18 protein-coding genes and 1 pseudogene are annotated in these 21388 nt (G+C 72.3%); 12 read left to right on the top strand and 7 right to left on the bottom strand.

The features are described from left to right. Positions 1-9: 9 nt before the first annotated feature. Positions 10-1338, bottom strand: a complete 1329-nt coding sequence (locus AC6EI4_RS02255; RefSeq protein WP_498420094.1) for an anaerobic sulfatase maturase — start codon at positions 1336-1338, stop codon at positions 10-12. Next, positions 1335-2873: a sulfatase family protein gene (locus tag AC6EI4_RS02250; protein WP_498450445.1), complete on the bottom strand. Its 1539-nt coding sequence runs from the start codon at positions 2871-2873 to the stop codon at positions 1335-1337. Before AC6EI4_RS02250 ends, AC6EI4_RS02255 begins: the two co-directional genes overlap by 4 nt. 184 nt (positions 2874-3057) lie before the next feature. On the opposite strand from AC6EI4_RS02250, the gene AC6EI4_RS02245 reads away from it, so the two are divergent. From AC6EI4_RS02245 to AC6EI4_RS02235, 3 genes are all read left to right on the top strand, one after another. Next, complete coding sequence (locus AC6EI4_RS02245) at positions 3058-4737, top strand: ABC1 kinase family protein (protein ID WP_498420098.1); 1680 nt, start codon at positions 3058-3060, stop codon at positions 4735-4737. 238 nt (positions 4738-4975) lie between these two features. Next, positions 4976-6550 (top strand): peptide chain release factor 3, encoded by a 1575-nt coding sequence (locus AC6EI4_RS02240; protein WP_498420100.1) that lies wholly within the window; start codon positions 4976-4978, stop codon positions 6548-6550. 75 nt (positions 6551-6625) lie between these two features. Then, complete coding sequence (locus AC6EI4_RS02235; RefSeq protein ID WP_498420102.1) at positions 6626-8311, top strand: ribonuclease J; 1686 nt, start codon at positions 6626-6628, stop codon at positions 8309-8311. A gap of 93 nt (positions 8312-8404) precedes the next feature. Here the strand turns inward: AC6EI4_RS02235 and AC6EI4_RS02230 are convergent. After that, positions 8405-9369 (bottom strand): annotated as a pseudogene (locus AC6EI4_RS02230) (anti-sigma factor RsbA family regulatory protein). A 205-nt stretch (positions 9370-9574) separates the two neighbouring features. Between AC6EI4_RS02230 and AC6EI4_RS02225 the strand changes: the two are divergent. Beyond that, the gene (locus AC6EI4_RS02225; RefSeq protein WP_498450444.1) at positions 9575-10636 is read left to right on the top strand and encodes an LLM class flavin-dependent oxidoreductase; all 1062 of its coding nucleotides are present in this window, start codon (positions 9575-9577) and stop codon (positions 10634-10636) included. A 146-nt stretch (positions 10637-10782) separates the two neighbouring features. Here the strand turns inward: AC6EI4_RS02225 and AC6EI4_RS02220 are convergent, their stop codons facing one another. The 4 genes from AC6EI4_RS02220 to AC6EI4_RS02205 form a co-directional block, all read right to left on the bottom strand. Continuing rightward, positions 10783-11235, bottom strand: coding sequence for a hypothetical protein (locus tag AC6EI4_RS02220; RefSeq protein WP_498450443.1), 453 nt, complete (start codon positions 11233-11235; stop codon positions 10783-10785). Next, entirely contained in the window at positions 11229-11618 is a 390-nt protein-coding gene (locus AC6EI4_RS02215) for a hypothetical protein (protein WP_498450442.1), read from the bottom strand. Before AC6EI4_RS02215 ends, AC6EI4_RS02220 begins: the two co-directional genes overlap by 7 nt. 65 nt (positions 11619-11683) lie before the next feature. After that, a complete protein-coding gene (locus tag AC6EI4_RS02210) occupies positions 11684-12259 on the bottom strand; it encodes a nuclear transport factor 2 family protein (protein ID WP_498450441.1) in 576 nt (191 codons plus the stop codon). Beyond that, positions 12256-13125: an LLM class F420-dependent oxidoreductase gene (locus AC6EI4_RS02205; protein ID WP_498420113.1), complete on the bottom strand. Its 870-nt coding sequence runs from the start codon at positions 13123-13125 to the stop codon at positions 12256-12258. The genes AC6EI4_RS02210 and AC6EI4_RS02205 overlap by 4 nt, the downstream gene beginning before the upstream one ends. Positions 13126-13315: 190 nt before the next feature. Here AC6EI4_RS02205 and AC6EI4_RS02200 point away from each other — a divergent pair, with 190 nt between their 5' ends. From AC6EI4_RS02200 to AC6EI4_RS02165, 8 genes are all read left to right on the top strand, one after another. Further along, positions 13316-14218 (top strand): IclR family transcriptional regulator, encoded by a 903-nt coding sequence (locus AC6EI4_RS02200; protein WP_498420115.1) that lies wholly within the window; start codon positions 13316-13318, stop codon positions 14216-14218. A 105-nt stretch (positions 14219-14323) separates the two neighbouring features. Then, entirely contained in the window at positions 14324-14812 is a 489-nt protein-coding gene (locus AC6EI4_RS02195) for a flavodoxin family protein (RefSeq protein WP_498450440.1), read from the top strand. Positions 14813-14979: 167 nt separating this feature from the next. After that, on the top strand, positions 14980-15873 hold the full coding sequence (locus AC6EI4_RS02190) for an alpha/beta fold hydrolase (RefSeq protein WP_498450439.1): 894 nt from the start codon (positions 14980-14982) through the stop codon (positions 15871-15873). A 3-nt stretch (positions 15874-15876) separates the two neighbouring features. After that, a complete protein-coding gene (locus tag AC6EI4_RS02185) occupies positions 15877-16893 on the top strand; it encodes a 2Fe-2S iron-sulfur cluster-binding protein (protein WP_498450438.1) in 1017 nt (338 codons plus the stop codon). A gap of 99 nt (positions 16894-16992) precedes the next feature. Next, positions 16993-18177: an acyl-CoA dehydrogenase family protein gene (locus tag AC6EI4_RS02180; RefSeq protein WP_498420123.1), complete on the top strand. Its 1185-nt coding sequence runs from the start codon at positions 16993-16995 to the stop codon at positions 18175-18177. Positions 18178-18200: 23 nt separating this feature from the next. Continuing rightward, positions 18201-19115 (top strand): biphenyl-2,3-diol 1,2-dioxygenase, encoded by a 915-nt coding sequence (gene bphC, locus AC6EI4_RS02175; protein ID WP_498420126.1) that lies wholly within the window; start codon positions 18201-18203, stop codon positions 19113-19115. A 4-nt stretch (positions 19116-19119) separates the two neighbouring features. Next, positions 19120-20586 carry an FAD-dependent oxidoreductase gene (locus AC6EI4_RS02170; protein ID WP_498450437.1) on the top strand — a complete coding sequence of 489 codons (1467 nt, stop codon included), beginning with the start codon at positions 19120-19122 and terminating at the stop codon, positions 20584-20586. A 46-nt stretch (positions 20587-20632) separates the two neighbouring features. Beyond that, entirely contained in the window at positions 20633-21382 is a 750-nt protein-coding gene (locus AC6EI4_RS02165) for an SDR family NAD(P)-dependent oxidoreductase (RefSeq protein WP_498450436.1), read from the top strand. Positions 21383-21388 lie beyond the last annotated feature (6 nt).

The raw sequence follows: 21388 nt of genomic DNA, 5'->3' as shown, positions 1-21388 counted from the left end.
GGGAGCGGGTCAGCGGCTGCCGTGGCACCGCTTCCACTTGCGGGTGCTGCCGCAGGGGCACGGGTCGTTGCGGCCGCGGCGGGCATCCGCGGCGGCCGCCTCGGCCATCAGCGCGGTGACCGGCTGCTGCTCGCCGAGGAGCCGACCCATCCGGCGCACCGGGTCGGCGACGTGGCCGAAGAAGCGGAGGTAGCCGGCGCACAGGTGGTTCTGCGGCGCCCCGGTCGGGGCGGGCACGAACCGGTCCTTGGGGCATCCGCCGTTGCAGGCGTCGAGGAACGGGCAGGTCCGGCAGGCGTCGGGCAGGGTGGCGGACTTGGCGGCGCCGAAGGCGATCTGCTGCTCCGAGAACACCGACCCGGCGAGCGGAGTGCGGGCGATGTTGCCCAGCAGGTGGTCGGGCTCGACGAAGTGGTCGCAGGAGTACACGTCGCCGTTGGGCTCCAGCGCCACCTGCCGCCCGCAGTCCTCGGCGTGGATGCACATCCCCAGCTGGCCCTGGCCCACCTGCCGGGCGAGCGCGCTGTCGAAGTCCTGCACGAACACCGTCGCGATGTCGTGGCGCACCCACTCCTCGAAGACCTCGACCAGGAACTGGCCGTACGCCTCGCCGGACACCGAGCGGCTGCTGGTCAGGCTTCCGCTCTGCGTGTACAGCGGCCGGTCGCGCAACGGCAGCTCGCGTCCCAGCTCCAGCAGGGGCAGGGTGTCGGCGCCGGCCCGCTCCACGATCGGGATGAACTGCAGGTGCCGTGCGCCGCACACGTCGCGCAGGAACCGGTACACGGCCAGGCCGTGCGCGGCGTTCGCGGCGTGCACCGTGGTCAGCGCGTTCCACTCCACCCCGTGGCGGCGCAGCACCTCCAGGCCGGCCATCACCCGGTCGAAGGTCGGCTTGCCGCCCTTGTCCACCCGGTAGGCGTCGTGCAGTTCGCGCGGTCCGTCGATGGAGACGCCCACCAGGAAGTCGTGCGCGGCGAGGAAGGCCCCCCACTCGTCGTCGAGCAGGGTCGCGTTGGTCTGGATCGCGAACACCACCCGCTGCCCGGGTGCGGCGTACGTCGCGGCGAGCTCGACGCCGCGCCGGTAGAAGTCCAGCCCCGCCATCGTGGGCTCGCCGCCCTGGAACGCGATCGTCACCTCGGCCAGCTCGCGCTGCGATTCGAGCAGCTGGCGGACGTAGGTCTCCTGGACCGCGGGCGTCATCACCGGCGCGGCGCCGGGGTAGAGCTGCTCCTTGGTCAGGAAGAAGCAGTAGCTGCAGTCGAGGTTGCACAGCGCGCCGGTCGGCTTCGCCATCACATGGAAGCCGGGCGTCGCCGCGTGCGGGGCGCTCACCGCCGGGCCGCGAAGGTCTCCGGACCCGGGCAGGAGGCGCCCGAGCAGTCGCGGTAGCGGCTGTCCCACTCGCGCATCTGCGTCAGCACGCTCGCGTAGCTCTCGTCGCCGGCGACGTTGTGCAGCTCCCCGGGGTCGGTGGCCCGGTCGAAGAGGACCTCCCCGGCCGCCGGGGTGGACACGTAGGTGTACTGCCCGCGGCGGATGCCGGTGTAGAGGCGATGGTCGGCGTCGCGGACCGGGTAGGCCTCGATCGGGACGATCCGGTCGTAGGTCGTGCCCGAGCGCCAGAACGACAGCATGTCGACGCCGTCGACGCTGCGCGGGGGCGTGGCACCGGCGATCGCCGCGATGGTGACCGCGAGGTCGGGGACCGTGGTCGGGGTGGCGAGCTCGCGCCCGGCCGGGATCCCCGGACCGCGCACCACCAGGGGGATCCGCAGGGACCGGTCGAAGGGGAGCAGCTTGCCGACCCGGTTGTGGTGCCCGACCAGGTAGCCGTTGTCGGAGGTGAACACGACGTAGGTGCGGGCGAGCTGGCCGGTGCGGCGCAGTCGGGCCACGGCCTTGCCGACCGCCTCGTCCACCGACTGCAGCGCCTCGAGGCGGCGCTGATAGACCGTCCGCACCCCGGCGGGGTTCCTCAGCACCGACGCGGTCCCGCTCCAGGGCGACTGGCCGGCGACCAGCATCTCCGGGTGCGTCGGCAGCGAGTGGTCGCGGAAGCTGTGCAGGTGTCGGGTGGCGGGGGTGGTGGTCCGCATCCCCTCGGATGCACCGGAGGTGTCGCCGCCGCCGTTGTGGGGGGCCACGAAGTTGATCCAGGCGAACCAGGGCTTGGCCATCTTGGCGCGCCGGGTGATCGTCTCGGTGGTGAAGGTGGCCAGGACGTCGGAGTTGTGGGTACGGCGCGTCGCCAGCCGGCCGTTGCGGTTGTAGCGGGTGTTGAACAGCCGGTACGTGCTCGGGTCGAGGGCGCCGTACCAGTCGTGCCAGCCCGGCGGGACGTAGCGCGGGTTCTTCGGCCCGTAGCCGTTGAGGTACTTCCCGGCGAAGATCGAGTCGTAGCCGGCGCGGCGCAGCCAGACCGGCAGCGTGTTGGTGTCGCGCATCGCGGTGAGCCCGCCGTGGCGCCCCACGATGCCCCGCGCGCCGTGGTTGTGCGCGTACTGACCGGTGAGCATCGAGGCTCGCGAGGGCACGCAGATCGGCGTGGGTGCGATCGCCTCGGTCATCGTGGTGCCCTGGGCCATCAGCAGCCGGCGTACCCGGGGCATGTGCTCCAGGTCGGAGACGGTGGCGTCGTCGGCGGTGAGGACCAGCACGTTGGGACGCTTCGCCCGGCCGACGCGCGCGGACGGGGACCCCGACGTGGGCGCCGACAGCGACATGGACATCGACGTCGCCGCCCCGGGGGCCCGGAGGGCCGCGGAGTCGGCCGCCTGCGACTCGGGCGGCTGCAGCCCCGCGAGGGTCAGCGCGCCGATCGTGGCGAGCGTCGCGAGGGCGAGCTGTCGGGAGGGGAGGGGCGTCACGGAACTGCCTCGGGTCGTGGTCGGACGGCGTCGGTGCGCGGCCCACTCAACGTGTTCGGGCTCCCGCGCGTGGGCTTTCGGGCGTACGACGGATCGCCCTGGATGTGATCTGTCTCACATGCGGGTGGGAGAGTGCCCGGACAGGGTGGGGTAGATCCGCCGTCAACTGGGCACGGTGGGGCTCATGACCACTCGCTCCTCGACCTTCCGCTACGCGGCTCTGGCCCGGCTGCTGATGCGCCACGGCCGCTCGGATCTGCTCTCGGGGTCGGGACTCGACCAGTACCGCGTCGACGACGACGTGGCGGAGGGGGACAGCGACCAGGCGGAGCGGTTCGTCGCCGACCTGGAGGCGATGGGGCCGACGTACGTGAAGCTCGGTCAGCTGCTCTCCACGCGCTTCGACCTGTTGCCGCCGGCGTACACCCAGGCGCTGACCCGGCTGCAGGACACCGTCGAGCCGTTCGCCTTCGAGCGGGTGCGCGAGATCATCGAGGCGGAGTTCGGGGTCGCGTTGCGCCATCTCTTCGCCGACTTCGAGGAGACTCCGCTGGCGGCCGCGTCGCTGGGGCAGGTGCATCGGGCCACGCTGCCCTCGGGTCGCGAGGTGGTGGTGAAGGTGCAGCGGCCGGGGGTACGCGAGCTGATCAGCGAGGACATGGGAGTGCTCACCAAGCTCGCCGCGCTGGCCGACGCCCGCACCCAGATCGGGCGGCGCTACGGGTTCTCCCAGCTGCTGCGCCAGTTCCAGCGGGCGCTGGCCGACGAGCTGGACTACCGGCGCGAGGCGCGCAACCTGATCCGGATCGGGGAGCTGACCAGCGGCTACGACCTGCTCGTCGTACCCGAGCCGGTGCTGGACCACTCGACCTCGCGGGTGCTGACGATGTCGCGCATCGACGGCTCCAAGATCACCGACGTCGGCCCGCTCGGGCTGCTCGACTACGACACCACCCAGATCGCCGACCAGCTGTTCGGCGCCTACCTGCGGATGATCCTCGACGAGGGGTTCCTGCACGCCGATCCGCACCCGGGCAACCTGATGCTCACCGACGACGGCCGGCTGGCGCTGCTCGACCTCGGCATGGTCGCGACGGTGCCGCCGCGGCTGCAGGAGCGGGTCGTGAAGATGCTGCTGGCGATCAGCGACGGCAACGGCGAGGAGGTCGCGCTGATCCTGGCCGAGCTGGGCCACCCCCTGGAGGGCTGGGACGCGGCCGCGTTCCGCGACGACGTGGCGCACCTGGTGTCCCGGGCGATGTCCGCGGGCGCCGACCTCCAGCTGGGCACCGTGGTGATGGAGCTGACCCGGCTCTCGGGCACGCACGGGCTGCGCCCGCCCGCGGAGATGTCGATGATCGGCAAGACCCTGCTCAACCTCGACCAGTCCACGATGCACCTCGACCCGTCGTTCGACCCGACCGAGGTGGTCCGCACCCACGTCAGCGGTGTGCTCACCAGCGGCCTGAAGTCCTCCGCCGGGGGGATCCTGACGGCGGCGCTGGAGGCCAAGGAGTTCACCACCCAGCTGCCGCGCCGCGCCAACCGGATCCTGGACACCCTCGCCGACGGCGAGTTCCTGGTCCGCGTCGACGCCCTCGACGAGGAGCGGCTGCTCACCGTGCTGCAGAAGATCGCCAACCGGCTGGTGCTCGGCATCGTCATCGCCGCCACCGTGCTGGGGGCGGCCCTGCTGATGCGGGTGCCCAGCGACACCCAGATCTTCGGCTACCCGGCGATCGCGATGGTCTGCTTCCTGCTGGCCGTCCTGGGCGGCGTGTCGCTCTCGGCGTGGATCGTGGTCAGCGACCGCCGCATCGCCCGTACCGCCCGCCAGGCCCGCACCGGCGCCCGCAACCCCTGACCCCCTGACCCCCCCCGCCGCGCCCCGCCCCGCGCCCCCGCGGCCCCCCGCCGCTTGTAACGCGGGGTTATGTCCTCCTCCTCAGCGTTATTTCGCTGCGGTAGAGGGCATAACCCCGCGTTACAGGGGTCCGTGGGGGCCCGGCGGGGGTACGGCGAGCGGTCGGCGGGGGGTCGGCGGGGGTGGGGCGGGAGTGCGATTCCGGATCCGGGGGCCGGCGACAGTAGAGTCGGGGGTGATGTCAGCTCACACGGATGATCGTCCGCGCCGCACGTTCGCCGTGATCAGCCACCCGGACGCGGGCAAGTCGACCCTCACCGAGGCCCTTGCCCTGCACGCCGAGGTCATCTCGCAGGCGGGCGCGGTGCACGGCAAGGCCGGCCGACGCGCGACCGTGTCGGACTGGATGGAGATGGAGAAGGCCCGCGGCATCTCGATCAGCTCCGCGGCGCTGCAGTTCAACTACGGCGACCACGTCGTCAACCTCGTCGACACTCCCGGTCACGCGGACTTCTCCGAGGACACCTACCGGGTGCTGTCCGCGGTCGACTGCGCGGTGATGCTGGTCGACGCCGCCAAGGGCCTGGAGCCGCAGACGCTCAAGCTCTTCCAGGTGTGCGCGCACCGCGGCATCCCGGTGATCACCATCATCAACAAGTGGGACCGCCCCGGACTGGACCCGCTCGAGCTGATGGACAGCATCGAGCAGCAGATCAAGATCCGCCCGACCCCGCTGACCTGGCCGGTGGGCATCGCCGGCGACTTCCGCGGCGTCCTGGATCGCCGTACCGGCGGGTTCATCCACTACACCCGTACGGCGGGCGGGGCGACCCGCGCGCCCGAGCAGCACCTCAGCGCCGAGGAGGCCGCGCGGACCCAGGGCGAGGCCTGGTCCGCGGCCGTCGAGGAGCACGAGCTGCTCGCCGCGGACGGCGCCGACCACGACCAGGAGCGGTTCCTGGCCGGGGAGACCACGCCGGTGCTGTTCGCCTCCGCGCTCTCCAACTTCGGTGTCGCCCAGCTGCTCGAGGTGCTCATCGAGCTGGCGCCGCCGCCCTCGCCCACTCCCGCGGTCACCGGCGAGCAGCGCGCGGTCGAGGACGACTTCAGCGCCTACGTCTTCAAGGTGCAGTCCGGGATGGACGCCTCGCACCGCGACCGGCTCGCCTACGCCCGGGTCTGCTCGGGCACCTTCGAGCGCGGCATGGTCGTCACCCACGCGCAGTCCGGGCGCCCGTTCGCCACGAAGTACGCCCAGGCGGTCTTCGGCCGCGAGCGCCAGTCGGTCGACGTGGCCCGGCCCGGTGACATCATCGGCCTGGTCAACGCCTCCACCCTGCGGGTCGGCGACACGATCTTCGAGGGCCAGCCGGTGCAGTACCCGCCGATCGCGAGCTTCGCCCCGGAGCACTTCGCCTCGGCCCGCGCCGTGGACACCGGCCGCTACAAGCAGTTCCGCCGCGGCATCGAGCAGCTCGACCAGGAGGGCGTCGTCCAGGTCCTCCGCTCGGACCTGCGCGGTGACCAGACCCCGGTCCTGGCGGCGGTCGGCCCGATGCAGTTCGAGGTCGTCGAGGCCCGGATGGAGGCCGAGTTCAAGGCGCCCATCCGCCTCGAGCGGCTCGGCTACCAGGTGGCTCGCGTCACCGACGCCGAGGGCGCGGAGATCCTCTCCTCGGTGCGCGGCATCGAGATCATGACCCGTTCGGACGGAGCCCTGCTGGTGCTCTTCCCCGACAAGTGGCGCGCCCGCACCATCGCGCGCGAGAACCCCGACGTACGGCTCGACCAGCTGCCCGCAAGCAGCACCTGACACTTCGCCGGCCACGCGGCGTACCTCTCGTGGCACCACCACAACACCCGACACTGACAAGAAGGCGGTACGCCTGTGAGCCACCCCCACCCCGAGCTGCAGAGCCCACCCCAGCTGCCGAAGAAGGGGCTGCGCATCGTCGGCCTCGGCGGCCTCGGCGAGATCGGTCGCAACATGACCGTCTTCGAGCACGACGGCAAGCTGCTCATCGTCGACTGCGGCGTGCTCTTCCCCGAGGAGGAGCACCCCGGCGTCGACGTGATCCTGCCCGACTTCACCTGGATCCGTGACCGCCTCGACGACATCGTCGGGCTGGTGCTCACCCACGGCCACGAGGACCACATCGGCGGCGTCCCCTACCTGCTGCGCGAGCGCGCCGACATCCCGGTGATCGGCTCGCGGCTGACCCTGGCGCTGATCAAGGAGAAGCTCAAGGAGCACCGGATCCGCCCGGAGCTGCGCGAGGTCAAGGAGGGCGACCGGCTCGACCTGGGCGCCTTCGACTGCGAGTTCCTCGCGGTCAACCACTCCATCCCCGATGGCCTGGCCGTCGCGATCCGGACCGCGGCCGGCACCGTGCTGCACACCGGCGACTTCAAGATGGACCAGTTCCCCCTCGACAAGCGGATCACCGACCTGCGCGGCTTCGCGCGGCTCGGCGACGAGGGAGTCGACCTGTTCATGACCGACTCGACGAACGCCGAGGTCCCCGGCTTCACGATGGCCGAGAAGGACCTCGCGCCGGCCATCGAGCACGTGTTCCGCACCGCCCCGAAGCGGATCATCGTCTCCAGCTTCGCCAGCCACGTGCACCGCATCCAGCAGGTGCTGGACGCCGCGCACGCGCACGGCCGCAAGGTCGCCTTCGTCGGCCGCTCGATGGTGCGCAACATGGGCGTCGCCCAGGACCTCGGCTACCTCAAGGTGCCGCAGGGCCTGGTCGTCCCCTTCGAGCAGCTCGAGCGGATGTCGCCGACCAAGACCGCGCTGATCTGCACCGGCTCGCAGGGTGAGCCGATGGCCGCGCTGGCCCGGATGGCCAACCGCGAGCACAAGATCCGCATCGCCGAGGGCGACACCATCCTGATGGCGAGCTCGGCGGTCCCGGGCAACGAGAACGCCATCTCCGGGCTGATCAACGGCCTCGGCCGCTGGGGCGCCAACGTCGTGCACAAGGGCAACGCCAAGGTGCACGTCTCCGGCCACGCCAGCGCCGGCGAGCTCGTCTACTGCTACAACCTGGTCCAGCCGCGCAACGTGATGCCGATCCACGGCGAGTGGCGCCACCTGACCGCCAACGCCGCGCTCGCGGTCGCCACCGGGGTCCCCAAGGACCGGGTGGTCATCGCCGAGGACGGCGTCGTGGTCGACCTGATCGACGGCAAGGCCAAGATCACCGGCAAGGTCCCGGCCGGCTACATCTACGTCGACGCGCAGACCGTCGGCGGGGTCACCGACGTGCACCTGCGCGACCGCCGGACGCTGGCCGAGGAGGGTGTCGTCACCGTGCTCGCGATCGTCGACGCCGACACCGGCAAGCTCGCCGACGAGGTCGACTTCCTGATCCGCGGCTTCATCCCGGACAAGTCCGCGTTCAAGGACGCCACCCAGGTGGTGGAGAAGACCCTGGAGCGCGCGGCTGCCGAGGGCATCGGGGACGCGCACCGTCTCGAGCAGATGATCGCCCGCGACGTCGGGCGCTGGGCGCAGAAGAAGTTCCGCCGCAGCCCGCTGATCATCCCGATCGTCATCGACGCCTGACCCTCGAGGTCACACGTCAGGTACGGCGAGCGCCGGGCGGACACCGCCCGGCGCTCGTCGGCGTCTGCGGGCGCTGCTGACGCTGTGGGGCGCTCAGCGCCAGGACCAGAGCCGGACCTGGGTGCCGGCGGCGCCGGAGCGGATCTGGACGAAGTCGCACAGCTGATTGGCCATCCACACGCCGCGGCCCTGCTGCTGGTAGGGATCGACCAGGCTGCGCCCGACCAGCGGGTCGTCGATGCGTCCGCTGTCGCGCACCTCCACGACCAGGGCGTCCGGCTCCTCCCACCACAGCAGGCGGCCCCGGCCCTCCCCGTGCAGGGTGCTGTTGGTGGCCATCTCGTGCGCGGCCAGCACCAGGTCCTCGACCCGGTCGCGATGCAGCCGCGCCCGCTCACCCGCGGCGCGGACCCGCTGCCGCAGTGCGGTGAGGTCGTCGGCGGTGAAGGGCACCTCTGCGCTCTCCGCGGGAGCCGGGGGCAGCGGCTGCGCGAACATCCTGCGGGCGTGCTCCGGGCCGGCGTACGGCGTCGGGGAGCCGTCCGGCTGCGCGTCGGTGTCCGCGCGCACCCCCGGGTGACTGCGCCGGGCCTCCTCGATCACCTCCGGGGGCAGGGCGAGCACGTCGTAGGGGCACAGCAGGCGGCCACCCTGGCTGCCTTCTTCGAAGGCGAGGTTGATCAGGCTCTCGTGCAAGGCGGTCTCAGCCAGCTCCACGTCACGGCGCCCGGGCCAGGCGGGCTCGCCGACGCCGCGGCAGAGTCGGCCGGGGTGGTCCTCGACGAACTCGCGCCAGCGGGGATGATCCGGGCCGGATTGGCGCCCAGGTCGGTCATGTCGGTGAACTCCACGCCGGGGGTGTCGTGGCCGAGCATCTCGCGCAGCACCTCGCAGCGGTCGGGCGGCAACGCCACGAGCACCGGCTCGCCGAGGGCGATCCCCTCGCGGATGAACGGCAGGACAGCCGCCGACTGGGCTTCGGCGCCGGCGTAGAAGACCGCCTCGTGCACGAAGCGCGGGGCCGCTGGGGGGTGTGCCGCCTGAGGGCCACCGACCATTGCATGCTCCCAACCGTGCTTTGAGTGTGCGACGTGTACGGACTGTGCTGGAGTCCTGCACCACGCCGTACCCAGATCCGGCGCTCACTATCTGTCCGCCCACAGATAGTGAGCAGACCCGGCCCCGGCCGGCGGGGCCCTCACCGCCGCGCTGGCCGGGCGTGCGAGCCTTGTTGTTGAGAACGCAACGACCGGAAGGAACGCCATGGCCTACGAGCAACTGGGCACGCCCGAGGAGCCCACGCTCGGGCTCGACACCTTCGGCGACGTCGGGGTGGACGCCGACGGGAGCCCGCTCAGCGCAGCCCAGACGATCCGCGAGGTCGTCGCCGAGGGGGTGCTGGCCGACCAGGTCGGCGTGGACTACCTCGGCCTGGGCGAGCACCATCGCGAGGACTACGCGATCTCCGCACCCGACGTGGTGCTGGCGGCCGTCGCCGCCCAGACGTCGCGGATCCGGCTCGGCAGCGGCGTGACCGTGCTCAGCTCCGACGACCCGATCCGCGTCTACCAGCGCTTCGCCACCCTCGACGCGATCTCGCGCGGGCGCGCCGAGGTGCAGCTGGGGCGCGGCTCCTTCACCGAGTCGTTCCCGCTCTTCGGCTACTCGCTGGAGGACTACGAGGTGCTCTTCCACGAGAAGCTCGACCTCTTCGCCGCGCTGCGCGCCGAGCAGCCGGTGACCTGGCAGGGCAGCGTCCGCGCGCCGCTGGAGGGCAAGCAGGTGCATCCGCGTACGGAAGGTGGCTCGCTACCCGCCTGGATCGCCGTCGGCGGCACCCCGAAGTCGGTGGTGCGCGCCGCGGCGTACGGGATGCCGCTGGTGCTGGCCGTGATCGGCGGGTCGCCGGCGGGGTTCGTGCAGTTCGCGGACCTCTACCGCCGGGCGCTGGCCGAGTACGGCCACGAGGAGCTGCCGATCGGCATGCACAGCCCCGGCCACGTCGCAGCCAGCGACGAGGAGGCCCGCGAGCAGATGTTCCCGCACCAGGCGGCGGCGTTCACCCGGATCGGCGGCGAGCGCGGTTGGGGCCCCTACACCCGCGAGCAGTTCGAGGCCGGCGCGTCGCCGCAGGGCGCGTTGTTCGTCGGCTCGCCGGAGACCGTCGCCACGAAGATCGCCTGGGCGGTGCGCACCCTGGGACTCTCGCGCTTCCAGCTCAAGTACGCCGTCGGCGCGCTGCCGCACGAGCAGCGTCTGGAGTCGATCCGGCTCTACGGCGAGGAGGTCATCCCGCGGGTCCGCGAGCTGCTCGCCGCCCGCTGACGCCCCCGCCCGCCGCCCCCCCGCCCGCCCCCGCCCGCCGTACCCCCGCCGGCTGTAACGCGGGGTTATGTCCACTGCCTCAGCGTTATTTCGCTGTGGTGGATGGTCTAACCCCGCGTTACAAGCGGCGCGGGGGCGCGGGGCGGTCAGCGGTGGCGGAGGAGCCAGACGAGGCCGAGGGCAGGGAGCAGGAGCGGGACGAAGCCGTAGCCCGCGCCGAAGTGCGACCACACCGTCTGGTCGGGGAACCAGTCCGGGACGAGCAGGCTGATCGTGCCGACCACGAGGACGCCGGCGAGCTCGACGCTGCAGGCCGCCACCGCGACCGACCAGGCCCGGGTGCCCCGGTAGCGCAGCGCGATCGTGGCGACCAGGTAGACGACGGCGGCCAGCGCCGAGAGCAGGTAGGCGACCGGGGCGTCGTCGAAGCGGGTCGCGATCTGTACGGCGGAGCGGGCGCCAGCCGCGACCGCGAAGACCGCGTACACCGCCACCAGCAGCTGACCGGCCGGCGCGCTCACCCGGTCGCGCCGCCCCCGGCTCGCCGAGCCCCCCGACCCGCCGCCCGCGCCGCCCGACCCGCCCGCGCCGTTCACCATGTCTGCATCAGCCGGACGACCAGCACGATGGTCGCGACGCAGGCCACCACCACGACGGCGAGATGGGCCGGCTCGGGCTCGACCGGGTCGCCGTCCTCGTCGGTCTCCGGCTCCTCGCCGGGCGCCACCGGCCGGTGCAGCAGCAGCACGGGCACGCCGATGGACGCGACGGCGTAGCCGATGTGGGTCCACCGGTCGTCGGGCAGGTGACCCTGCAGCAGCGTGATCACGTCGTACAGCACGAGCCCGGCCACGGCCACCAGGGCGCCGGTCATCGCCAGGCGCGCCACCCGCTCCAGCGCGGGGCGGTACAGGGCGACGCCGGCGAGGATCGCCACCACGGCGAGGTAGACGGCGACGGCGATGGTGGGAGCGGAGTGCACGGATGGAGAGATTACCGACCCGCGCCTGACTCAGCGGCGCCAGGCCGCCGGACCCGGCGCCGTGCTCACTGGAAGCCGCGCCGGGGCATCCTCGGGGTGGGCGGGTAGTCCTTGAGCGCCTCCGCGGCGGACTCGGCGCGGGCGCCGGCCGCGAGCAGGGTCGGGGACTCGGTGCGTCCGTCCAGGATCCGGTTGGTGCGTACCTCGACGCGCCAGCCCTGGTCGGTGCGGACCAGCTCCCAGTGGTTCGCGGTGACCCGGCGGATCTCGAAGCGACCCTCGGTGCGCACCACCATCAGCGAGTGGCACACCGCGACCGCGCGGTCGCCGGTGACGGTGACGTGCGGCGGGCTGACCACGTGGGCGCAGCCGCCGGTGATCCAGCCCTGGTGGCCGCTGGAGCGCACCATCGCGGCCAGCTGCTCGTGGCCGGCGAGGTAGACCTCGTCGACGTCGTACACGCCGTCCTCGGTCCACAGGCCGGCGATCTCCTCGGCGCAGCCGGCGTCGACCAGCGGCCCGTAGGCGGAGATCAGGTGTGCGATCTCCCGCTCGTCCTCGACCTCGCGCAGTCGGCCCTCGAGGGTGGCCAGCCGCTCCTCGACGCTCGGGGCGGCGGTGTCCTGGCTCGTGTCGCTCATGCTGCACCTGCCGGGGTCAGGCCGGCGAGCTTCGCCAGCGCCTCGAGCTGCTCGAGGTAGTGGGCGTGCGACTCGGCCTGCACCGAGGTGCTGATCAGCGTCGCGCCGGCGTCGGCGACCCGCTGCAGGCGGGCCAGCGTGCCGTCCGGGTCGCCGATCGGGTCCGCGGCCCGGCCGCCGGGCAGCACCACCTCGAAGCCCTCGGGCAGGTCGGCCCCGTCGATCATCTCGCGCAGCCGCTCCAGGGAGAGGCCGAAGGGCACCCACCCGTCGCCGTGCGTGGTGGCCCGGCGCAGCGAGCGCGGCGTACGCCCGCCGACCCACATCGGCACCCGGTCCTGGACCGCGTGCGGCTCGACGACGAGGTCGCCGAAGTCGTAGTGGCTGCCGTGGTACTCGGGGCGGCCCTGCGACAGCGAGGCGCGCAGCGCGGCCATCGCGTCGTCGGCCCGGGCGCCGCGGCCCTCGAACTCGACCCCCAGCAGCTCGAACTCCTCGGCCAGCGAGCCGACGCCGAGACCGAGCACGAGCCGGCCACCGGAGATCCGGTCCAGCGTGCCGTAGCGCTTCGCGATCTCCAACGGGTGGTGGTAGCCGAGCACCAGCACCTGGGTGGCCAGCCGGATCCGGGTGGTGCGGGCGGCGAGGTAGCCGAAGGTGGCCAGCGGGTCCCAGTACGTCGCGCCGCGCTGCTCGGCGATGTCGGTGGGTACGGCGACGTGCTCGCTGCAGGTGAGGTGGTGGAACCCCAGGCGGTCGGCGCGCTCGGCGACGACCGCGACCTCCTCGATGCCGGCGCTGCGCTCCCAGGCCGAATGGGCGCCGGGGACGGCGGTGAGGACGGGACTGACGATGCCCAGGCGCATGGCTCTCCTGTGGGTGGGGGATTGCGGGCATCCAAGCCGATCCCCGGCGAGCCTCCCGACAGCCTCCCGGTCACCGGGAAAAATCAGCCGGAATGGCTTCCGTCACACCCCGGTCGGTGTTACCTTCAACCGAGAGAGAATTCATTTCAGTTTTCGGGGGAACGCTGGAACAGGTTTGGGGAGGAATCACATGGTCGCCGCAGTCGTGGAGCCGGCCGGGGAGCGTCAGCTGCCCCCGTCGATGGTGGAGCGGATGACGCTCATCCTGGACACGTTCGAGGGCCGCTCCTCGCGCCTCACCCTCGAGGAGGTGGCGCGTCGTACGCACCTGCCCCGCTCGACCGCCCACCGGATCCTCGATCAGCTCGTACGGCTGCAGTGGCTGGAGCACTCGAGCTTCGGCTACGCCCTCGGCCGGCGCTCCCTCGAGCTCGGCGGCGGCGACCACGGGCACGCCGACATCCGGGCCGCCGCGGCCCCGCTACTGCACGAGCTGCTGATGAAGACCGGCGCGGTGGTCCACCTCGCCGTGCTGGACAGCGCGCAGGTGTTCTACCTCGACAAGGTCGGTGGCCGCTTCGCCGCCGCCGTGCCCTCCCGGGTCGGGGGGCGCGCGCCCCTGCACTGCACCGCCCTCGGCAAGGCGATGCTCGCCTGGCACGACGCCGAGGACGTCGACGTGCTGGTCGGCCCGCGGCTGAGCACGCACACCGCGCAGAGCATCGGCGACCTCAACCGCCTGCACCAGGAGCTCAACCGGGTCCGCTCACGCAGCGGGCTCGCCTTCGAGCGCGGCGAGTGCTTCCCCGACATCGCCTGCGCCGCCGCCGCCGTGCGCGGTCCGGACGGTCCGCTGGCCGCGATCTCGCTGGTGGGCGACATCGACACCCAGCTCGAGCGGGTCGCCCCGCTCGTCCTCGACGCGGCCCGCCAGATCTCCATGGAGCTGTTCCCCGGGATCACCCGGACGCCGGGCAACCGGCGCCGTCCCACCGGGCGCCCGCCGGCAGAGCGTCGCGTGGACGACCGGGCCGACTGGTCGCCGGAGAAGCTCAGCCACCTGATGACCGTGCAGGCCGGCGACCTCTTCTGAGATAGACCTGGTGACCTCCGGCACTGGTCGGTGGTCCCCGACGGCGAGAGCCTGAAGGGGACCACCGATTCGTCGAGGCCCTCGACCGAGGGCAGGGAGCGCACCATGAGGATCGAGTACCTGCACGCCTCCAAGTTCGGCAACGGCGCGAAGGTCGCCGAGGAGTTCAGCTCGCAGATGGCCGCGAAGGGCGTCGAGGTCGACGTCCACCACATCAACGACATGGACCCCCGTGATCTGCCGGACGCCGATCTCTACCTGTTCAGCTCTCCCGGGCGGATGGGCAAGCCCAAGGGCAACATGCGTCGCTTCCTCAAGAAGCTCAACCTGCCCGCGGGCACGAAGTACGCGCTGCTCATCACCGAGGGGATGGCCACGCCGGACAAGAAGACCGGCCGCGTCCCCGCCGACCAGGAGATGGCCCGCTGGCGCCAGGTCATCCCGATGATGAACGAGACCCTCCAGGGCGAGGGGCTCGTCGAGGTCGCCGAGGGCAAAGTCCAGGTCACCGACCTCAAGGGCCCGCTCGAGGAGGGCTGGGAGAAGCGGGTCGAGGAGTTCGTCGCGCGGATCCCGGTGGGGCCGCCGAGGTAGGGCGCGCTGTCAACTACTGATGTTGTCGGGCGAAGTTTCGGCCGACAGGTTCAGGGTTCCCCGGTCGACCGGGGAAACCGACAACCCCGGCCCACCCCCACGCCCACACTCCCGGTCATCGGGATGCCGCGACGACGCCGAGGGGTCGGGGTTCCTACGGTTGCGCGGTGAACGAGCAGACGACCCTGGACCTGAGCCACGACGGCACGCTGCGCGAGCTGAAGACTGAGCAGGGCATCCTGCGCTACCACGACGCGGGGTCGCCGGACGCCCCCGTGCTGCTGCTGCTGCACGGGTCGGGGCCCGGGGTCACCGGGTGGCGCAACTTCTCGGCGAACCTGCCGGCGCTGACCCGGCACTTCCGCTGCCTGATCCTGGAGTTCCCCGGCTTCGGGGTCAGCGACGCCACCGACCAGCACCCGATGATGGCCGCGCTGCCCGCAGTGGGCACCTTCCTCGACGCCCTGGGCCTGGACCGGGTCGACGTGATCGGCAACTCGATGGGCGGCATCGTCGCGACCCGCTTCGCGATCGCCCAGCCCGAGCGGGTGCGCAGCCTGGTCACCGTCGGCGGGATGGGGCGCAACATCTTCAGCCCGTCGCCCGGCGAGGGGATCAAGCTGCTGATGGAGTTCACCGAGGCGCCCTCGCGCGAGCGGCTGGTGGAGTGGCTGCACTCGATGGTCTTCGACAAGCGGATCGTCACCGAGCAGATGATCGAGGAGCGCTGGGCCCAGGCGACCGACCCGGAGACGCTGGCCAGCGCACGCAAGATGTACGGCCGCAAGATCGTCGAGATGATGAGCCGGGCCGACCGCTCGCCGGAGCCGCCGTACTGGGCGATGCTGCACCAGATCAAGGCCCGCACGCTGATCACCTGGGGCCGCGACGACCGGGTCAGCCCGGTGGACATGATGCTGGTCCCGATGCGCACCATCAGCGACGTCGAGGTGCACATCTTCCCCAACTGCGGGCACTGGGCGATGATCGAGCAGAAGGACGCCTGGGAGGCGACGGTGGTCGCGTTCCTGACCCGGCCCGACGGCACGGTCGAGGGCTGAGCCGTGCCCACCGTCCGCGTGGTCGAGGTGGTCCGTGAGACCCCCGACGCCCTCTCCCTGGTCCTCGAGCCGACCTCCGGCACGCCCTTCGACTACCGCCCGGGACAGTTCCTCACCCTGCGCATCCCCAGCGAGCGCCCCGGCGGCGCCGCCCGCTGCTACTCGCTGAGCTCGGCGCCCGGGCTCGACGAGCGCCTCAAGGTGACCGTCAAGCGCACCCGCGAGGGCTACGCGTCGAACTGGATCTGCGACCACGTCGCCGAGGGCCACGAGATCGAGGTGCTGCGCCCCAGCGGCACCTTCGTGCCCACCAGCCTCGACGAGGACCTGCTGCTCGTCGCCGGCGGCAGCGGCATCACCCCGGTGCTGTCGATCCTCAAGTCGGTGCTGCACGCCGGCACCGGCAGCGTGCACCTGGTCTACGGCAACCGCGACGAGGCCTCGGTGATCTTCGCCGCCGAGCTGCGCGAGCTGGCCGCCCGCTACCCCGAGCGGTTCACCGCCGTGCACTGGCTGGAGTCGGTGCAGGGCATCCCCACCCCCGAGGCGCTGGCGGCGATCTTCGCCGGGTACGCGTCGCGGCGCGCCTTCATCTGCGGCCCGGAGGCGTTCATGGACCTCTCCGAGCGGGTGCTGAGCGGCCTAGGCGTCGCGCGCGACCGCATCCACACCGAGCGGTTCACCTCCCTGGAGGGCGACCCGTTCGCCGAGGTCGAGGTCCCCGTGGCGGCGGGCGGGGCGGCCACCAGCGAGGTCGAGGTGACCCTAGACGGGTCCACGAGCAGCTACGCCTGGCCCGAGCAGGCCAAGCTCCTCGACGTGCTGCTCGCGGCCGGCCTCGAGGCGCCGTACTCGTGCCGTGAGGGGGCCTGCAGCGCCTGCGCCTGCGTGCTGCTCGACGGCGAGGTCGACCTGGAGCACAACGAGGTCCTCGACGCCGCCGACCTGGCCGACGGGCTGATCCTGGCCTGCCAGGCCCGACCGCGCAGCGAGCGGCTCCGGGTCAGCTTCGACGGCTGAATCTCACTCCCGTTCAGCGGGAGACCCCGGCCGCCTGAGCTGTCTGCGGTGACACCGTGAAGGCGCGGACAACCGCGACGCGCAGGAAGTGAGCACACCATGACCAACCCCGTGATCGACGTCATCGAGGAGAGGGCCGAGGAGATCGCCTCGCTCGCCCCCGCCAACGAGAAGCTCGGCCGCCTCGACGACCGCGCCGCGGAGATCCTGCGCGAGTCGGGCGTGATGAAGATGTTCCAGCCCGCCAAGTACGGCGGCGCCGAGGCGCACCCGCGCGAGTTCGCGGAGGCGGTCATGAAGATCGCCTCCTACGACGGCTCGACCGGCTGGGTGGCCGGCATCGTCGGCGTGCACCCCTGGGAGATGGCGATGTGCGACGCCCGGGTGCAGGAGGAGATCTGGGGCGAGAACCAGGAGACCTGGATCGCCTCGCCGTACGCGCCGATGGGCATCATCCGCCCCGTCGACGGCGGCTACGTCTTCAACGGCCGCTGGCAGTTCTCCTCGGGCACCGACCACTGCGACTGGATCTTCCTGGGCGCGATGCTCGGCGACGCCGAGGGCAAGATGGCGATGCCGCCGCAGGCCTACCACGTGATCCTGCCGCGCTCGGACTACGAGATCGTCGAGGACTCCTGGGACGTCGTCGGCCTGCGCGGCACCGGCTCCAAGGACATCATCGTCAAGGACGCCTTCATCCCCGACTACCGGGCGGTGCCGTTCTCGAAGTTCCTCGACGGCTCCCAGCCGCGCGAGGCCGGGCTGACCAACCCCACCTACCACGTGCCGTTCACCACAGCCTTCCCGATGGGGATCAGCTCCGCGGTGATCGGCATCGCCGAGGGCGCGCTCGCCGCGCACCTGGCCTACCAGCGCACCCGGGTGCAGATCACCGGCACCAAGCCGAAGGACGACCCCTACGTGCTGAGCGCGATCAGCGCCGCCGCGGAGGAGATCAAGACCGCGCGCACGATGATGCTCTCGAACCTGGACTACTTCTACGACAAGGCCGAGCGCGGCGAGGCCGTCACGATGGCCGAGCGCGCCGCGTCGCGTCGTACGCAGGTCTCGTGCGCGTGGCGTGCGGTGAACGCGATGGACGAGGTGGTGAACCGCTCCGGCGGCAACGGCCTGCGGATGGACAACCCCATCCAGCGCTTCTGGCGCGACGGGCACATGGGCCTGGCGCACGCGATCCACGTGCCCGGCTCGGTGTTCCACGCTGCGGCCCTCTTCGAGCTCGACGCGCCGCCGGCGCCCGGGCCGATGCTGTCGATGATCTGATCACCTCGAGCGGGAGAACGACGATGACGCTGATCCGTGGCCTCGGCTACGTCAAGGTGCAGTCCCAGGACCTCGCCCGGTGGCGCGAGCTGACCGTCGACTGCCTGGGCTTCCAGGCCGTCGACGGCCCGGAGGCCGACGGTCTCTACCTGCGCATGGACGAGCGCACGGCCCGGCTGATCGTGCTCCCCGGGGAGGTCGACCGGGTGCTGGCCATCGGCTGGGAGGTGCGCGACCAGTTCGCGCTCGCCGCCGTCGGCCGGGCCGTCGAGGCGGCCGGGTTCGCGGTCAAGGTCCTGGGGCGCGAGGAGTGCGACGAACGGCGCGTGGAGGCGGCGATCCGCTTCGACGACCCCGCCGGCACGCCCACCGAGGTCTTCTTCGGCCCGGTCCTGGACCACAGCCCGCTGCTCACCGGGCTGGCGCAGAAGTTCGTCACCGGCGGGCAGGGGATGGGCCACGTGGTGCTGCCCACCCCGCGCTGCGAGGAGACGGTCTCGTTCTACGCCGAGGTGCTCGGCTTCCTGCCGCGCGGCGCGATCAAGGTCGGTCCCCCCGGCGCCAACGCGCGGGTGCGGTTCCTGGGCATCAACCAGCGCCACCACAGCCTCGCGGTCTGCCCCGCCCCGCACGGCGAGGCACCCGGCATGGTGCACCTGATGGTCGAGGTGGACACCCTCGACGCCGTCGGCCGCGCGCTGGACCGGGTCAACAAGCGCGGGTTCTCGATCTCCTCGACGCTGGGTCGCCACACCAACGACAAGATGATCTCGTTCTACGTGCGCGCCCCCGGCGGCTGGGACATCGAGTACGGCTGCGAGGGGATGCTGGTCGACGAGGCCCACTACACGGCCGAGGAGATCACCGCCGACAGCTACTGGGGCCACGACCAGTCCGGGGCCGAGCCGCTGGCCGCGTTCACCCCTCCGCAGGGCTGAGACGATGGTCCGCCCGGTCCCGCTCGGCGAGGTCGAGGTCTTCGACGTCGAGGTCGACGTGCTGGTGGTCGGCTTCGGCTGCGCCGGCGCCGCCGCGTCGATGGAGGCGGCCCGCGCCGGTGCCTCGGTCGTCGTCCTCGAGCGGGCCAGCGGCCCGGGCGGCTCCTCGGCCCAGTCCGGCGGGGAGCTCTACCTGGGCGGCGGCACCAGCGTGCAGAAGGCGTGTGGCTTCGACGACGACGCCGACAACATGTACGCCTACCTCGCCGCGGCGCTGGGCCCGCACGTCGACGAGGCCAAGCTGCGCCTGTACTGCGACGGCTCGGTGGAGCACTTCGAGTGGTTCCGCGCCTGCGGCGTCGACTTCCACGAGTCGCTCTACGACGCGCCCACCTGGATGCCGCCCACCAAGGACGGGCTGATGTGGCTGGGCGAGAACGCCTGGCCCTACGACGAGCTGGCCCGCCCCGTCCCGCGCGGGCACCGCCCGGCCACCGAGGGCTGGGCCGGGCACACGCTGATGGGCGCGCTCACCGCCACCTGCGCGTCGCTGGGCGTCCTCACCCACGCCGACACCCGCGCCCGCGCGCTGGTCGTCGACGAGGCCGGACGCGTGGTCGGGGTCCGCGCCACCCGCTTCGGCGAGACCGTGCACTACCGGGCCCGGCGCGGCGTCGTGCTCACCACCGGCGGGTTCGTCGACAACGAGGAGATGCTCGCCGACCACGCCCCCGAGCTGCTCGGCCACGGCAAGGTCAGCGACGGCACCGACGACGGCTCCGGGATCGCGATGGCCGCCGCGCTGGGTGCGGCGACCCGGCGGATGGGGTTCGTCGAGGCCGCCTACACTGCGCTGCCGGCGATGGCGGTGCGCGGCATGCTCGTCAACGGCCTGGGGGCGCGCTTCATCAACGAGGACGTCTACCCCGGCCTCTACAGCCACGCCGCGCTGCACCAGCCGGGCCCGTGCTGGGTGATCCTCGACGAGGAGGGCCTGGAGTCGGTGCCGGCGCAGGACACCTGGGGCGTGCGCCCGTCGTACGCGGCGGAGACGCTGGAGGAGCTGGAGTCCGAGATCGGGCTGCCGCCCGGCTCGCTGGTCGCCACCATGGCGCAGTACAACGCGCACGCCGAGGCCGGCGCGGACCTGCTCTTCCACAAGGCGTCGCGCTGGGTGCGCCGCCTGGAGGGCCCGTGGGCCGCGGTCGACCCGCGGCTGGGCTTCTTCGGCGACGGCAACGCCGCCGCGCACGGCACCGGCTTCTCCGGCTTCACCCTCGGCGGGCTGCGCACCGGCGTGGACGGCGAGGTGATCGCGGTCTCCGGTGAGCCGATCCCCGGGCTGTACGCCGCCGGTCGGGCCACCTCCGGCATCCACGGCGAGGGCTACATCTCCGGCACCTCGCTGGGCGACGGCACGTTCTTCGGCCGCCGGGCCGGCCGAGCCGCCGCTGGCACAGCCGCGCCCTAGGCACCATCCACCCGCCGAGCCGGCGCCACCTCACGAGGAGAACGCGATGAACCGCTTCGAGGGACGCCGGGTCGTGCTCACCGGGGCCGGCTCCGGCATCGGCCGCGCCACCGCGGTGCGCCTGGTCGCCGAGGGCGCGGACGTCTTCGCGATCGACCGGGACGAGGAGGGTCTGGCGGGCACCGCCGGGCTGGTCGCGGACCCGGCGCGCTTCCGCCCGCACGTGGCCGACCTGGCCGAGGAGACGGCCGTCGTCGCCGCGGCCGCGGCCGCGCTGAGCAGCCTGGACGGGCTCGACGCGCTGGTCAACGTCGCCGGGATGCTGCGCACCACCCCCATCGCCGGGCTCGACCTCGACGTCTGCCGCCAGATCATGGCCGTGAACCTGTGGGCGCCGGTGACGCTGTGCCGCGAGCTCGTCGCGCACCTGCCCGAGGGCACCGGCGTGGTCGTCAACACCACCTCGACGGCCGCGACCAAGGCGCACCCCGGGATGACCGGGTACGCCGCCTCGAAGGGCGCGCTGCTGTCGTTCTCCTACACCCTCGCCGCCGAGCTCGCGCCGCGCCGGATCCGCGTCGTGCCCGTCTCGCCGGGCGGGGTCGCCACGCCGCTGACCGCGAACAAGCAGACCTACGCCGACATCGACACCGCCTGGTACGCGCGCACCTATCCGCTGTGGGGCCGCCCCGGCAGCCCCGAGGACATCGCCGGCGCGATCGCGTTCGCCGCCTCGCCCGACGGCGCCTACCTCAACGGCGTCGAGCTGCGCGTCGACGGCGGCTCGCACTCCTGACCGTCC

It is taken from the genome of Nocardioides sp. Z43_10, from assembly GCF_059766615.1.
Note: the sequence above shows the minus strand (reverse complement) of the source record. Positions and strands in the feature narration are given on the sequence as shown.

Bases quoted from the DNA above. Each gene is read 5' to 3' on its own strand.
- AC6EI4_RS02210 (WP_498450441.1), bottom strand. From the start codon at position 12,259: ATGAGCGACACGAGCCAGGACACCGCCGCCCCGAGCGTCGAGGAGCGG.
- AC6EI4_RS02240 (WP_498420100.1), top strand. From the start codon at position 4,976: ATGTCAGCTCACACGGATGATCGTCCGCGCCGCACGTTCGCCGTGATC.
- AC6EI4_RS02245 (WP_498420098.1), top strand. From the start codon at position 3,058: ATGACCACTCGCTCCTCGACCTTCCGCTACGCGGCTCTGGCCCGGCTG.
- AC6EI4_RS02205 (WP_498420113.1), bottom strand. From the start codon at position 13,125: ATGCGCCTGGGCATCGTCAGTCCCGTCCTCACCGCCGTCCCCGGCGCC.
- AC6EI4_RS02165 (WP_498450436.1), top strand. From the start codon at position 20,633: ATGAACCGCTTCGAGGGACGCCGGGTCGTGCTCACCGGGGCCGGCTCC.
- AC6EI4_RS02180 (WP_498420123.1), top strand. From the start codon at position 16,993: ATGACCAACCCCGTGATCGACGTCATCGAGGAGAGGGCCGAGGAGATC.
- AC6EI4_RS02200 (WP_498420115.1), top strand. From the start codon at position 13,316: ATGGTCGCCGCAGTCGTGGAGCCGGCCGGGGAGCGTCAGCTGCCCCCG.
- AC6EI4_RS02195 (WP_498450440.1), top strand. From the start codon at position 14,324: ATGAGGATCGAGTACCTGCACGCCTCCAAGTTCGGCAACGGCGCGAAG.
- AC6EI4_RS02170 (WP_498450437.1), top strand. From the start codon at position 19,120: ATGGTCCGCCCGGTCCCGCTCGGCGAGGTCGAGGTCTTCGACGTCGAG.
- bphC (WP_498420126.1), top strand. From the start codon at position 18,201: ATGACGCTGATCCGTGGCCTCGGCTACGTCAAGGTGCAGTCCCAGGAC.
- AC6EI4_RS02225 (WP_498450444.1), top strand. From the start codon at position 9,575: ATGGCCTACGAGCAACTGGGCACGCCCGAGGAGCCCACGCTCGGGCTC.
- AC6EI4_RS02220 (WP_498450443.1), bottom strand. From the start codon at position 11,235: ATGGTGAACGGCGCGGGCGGGTCGGGCGGCGCGGGCGGCGGGTCGGGG.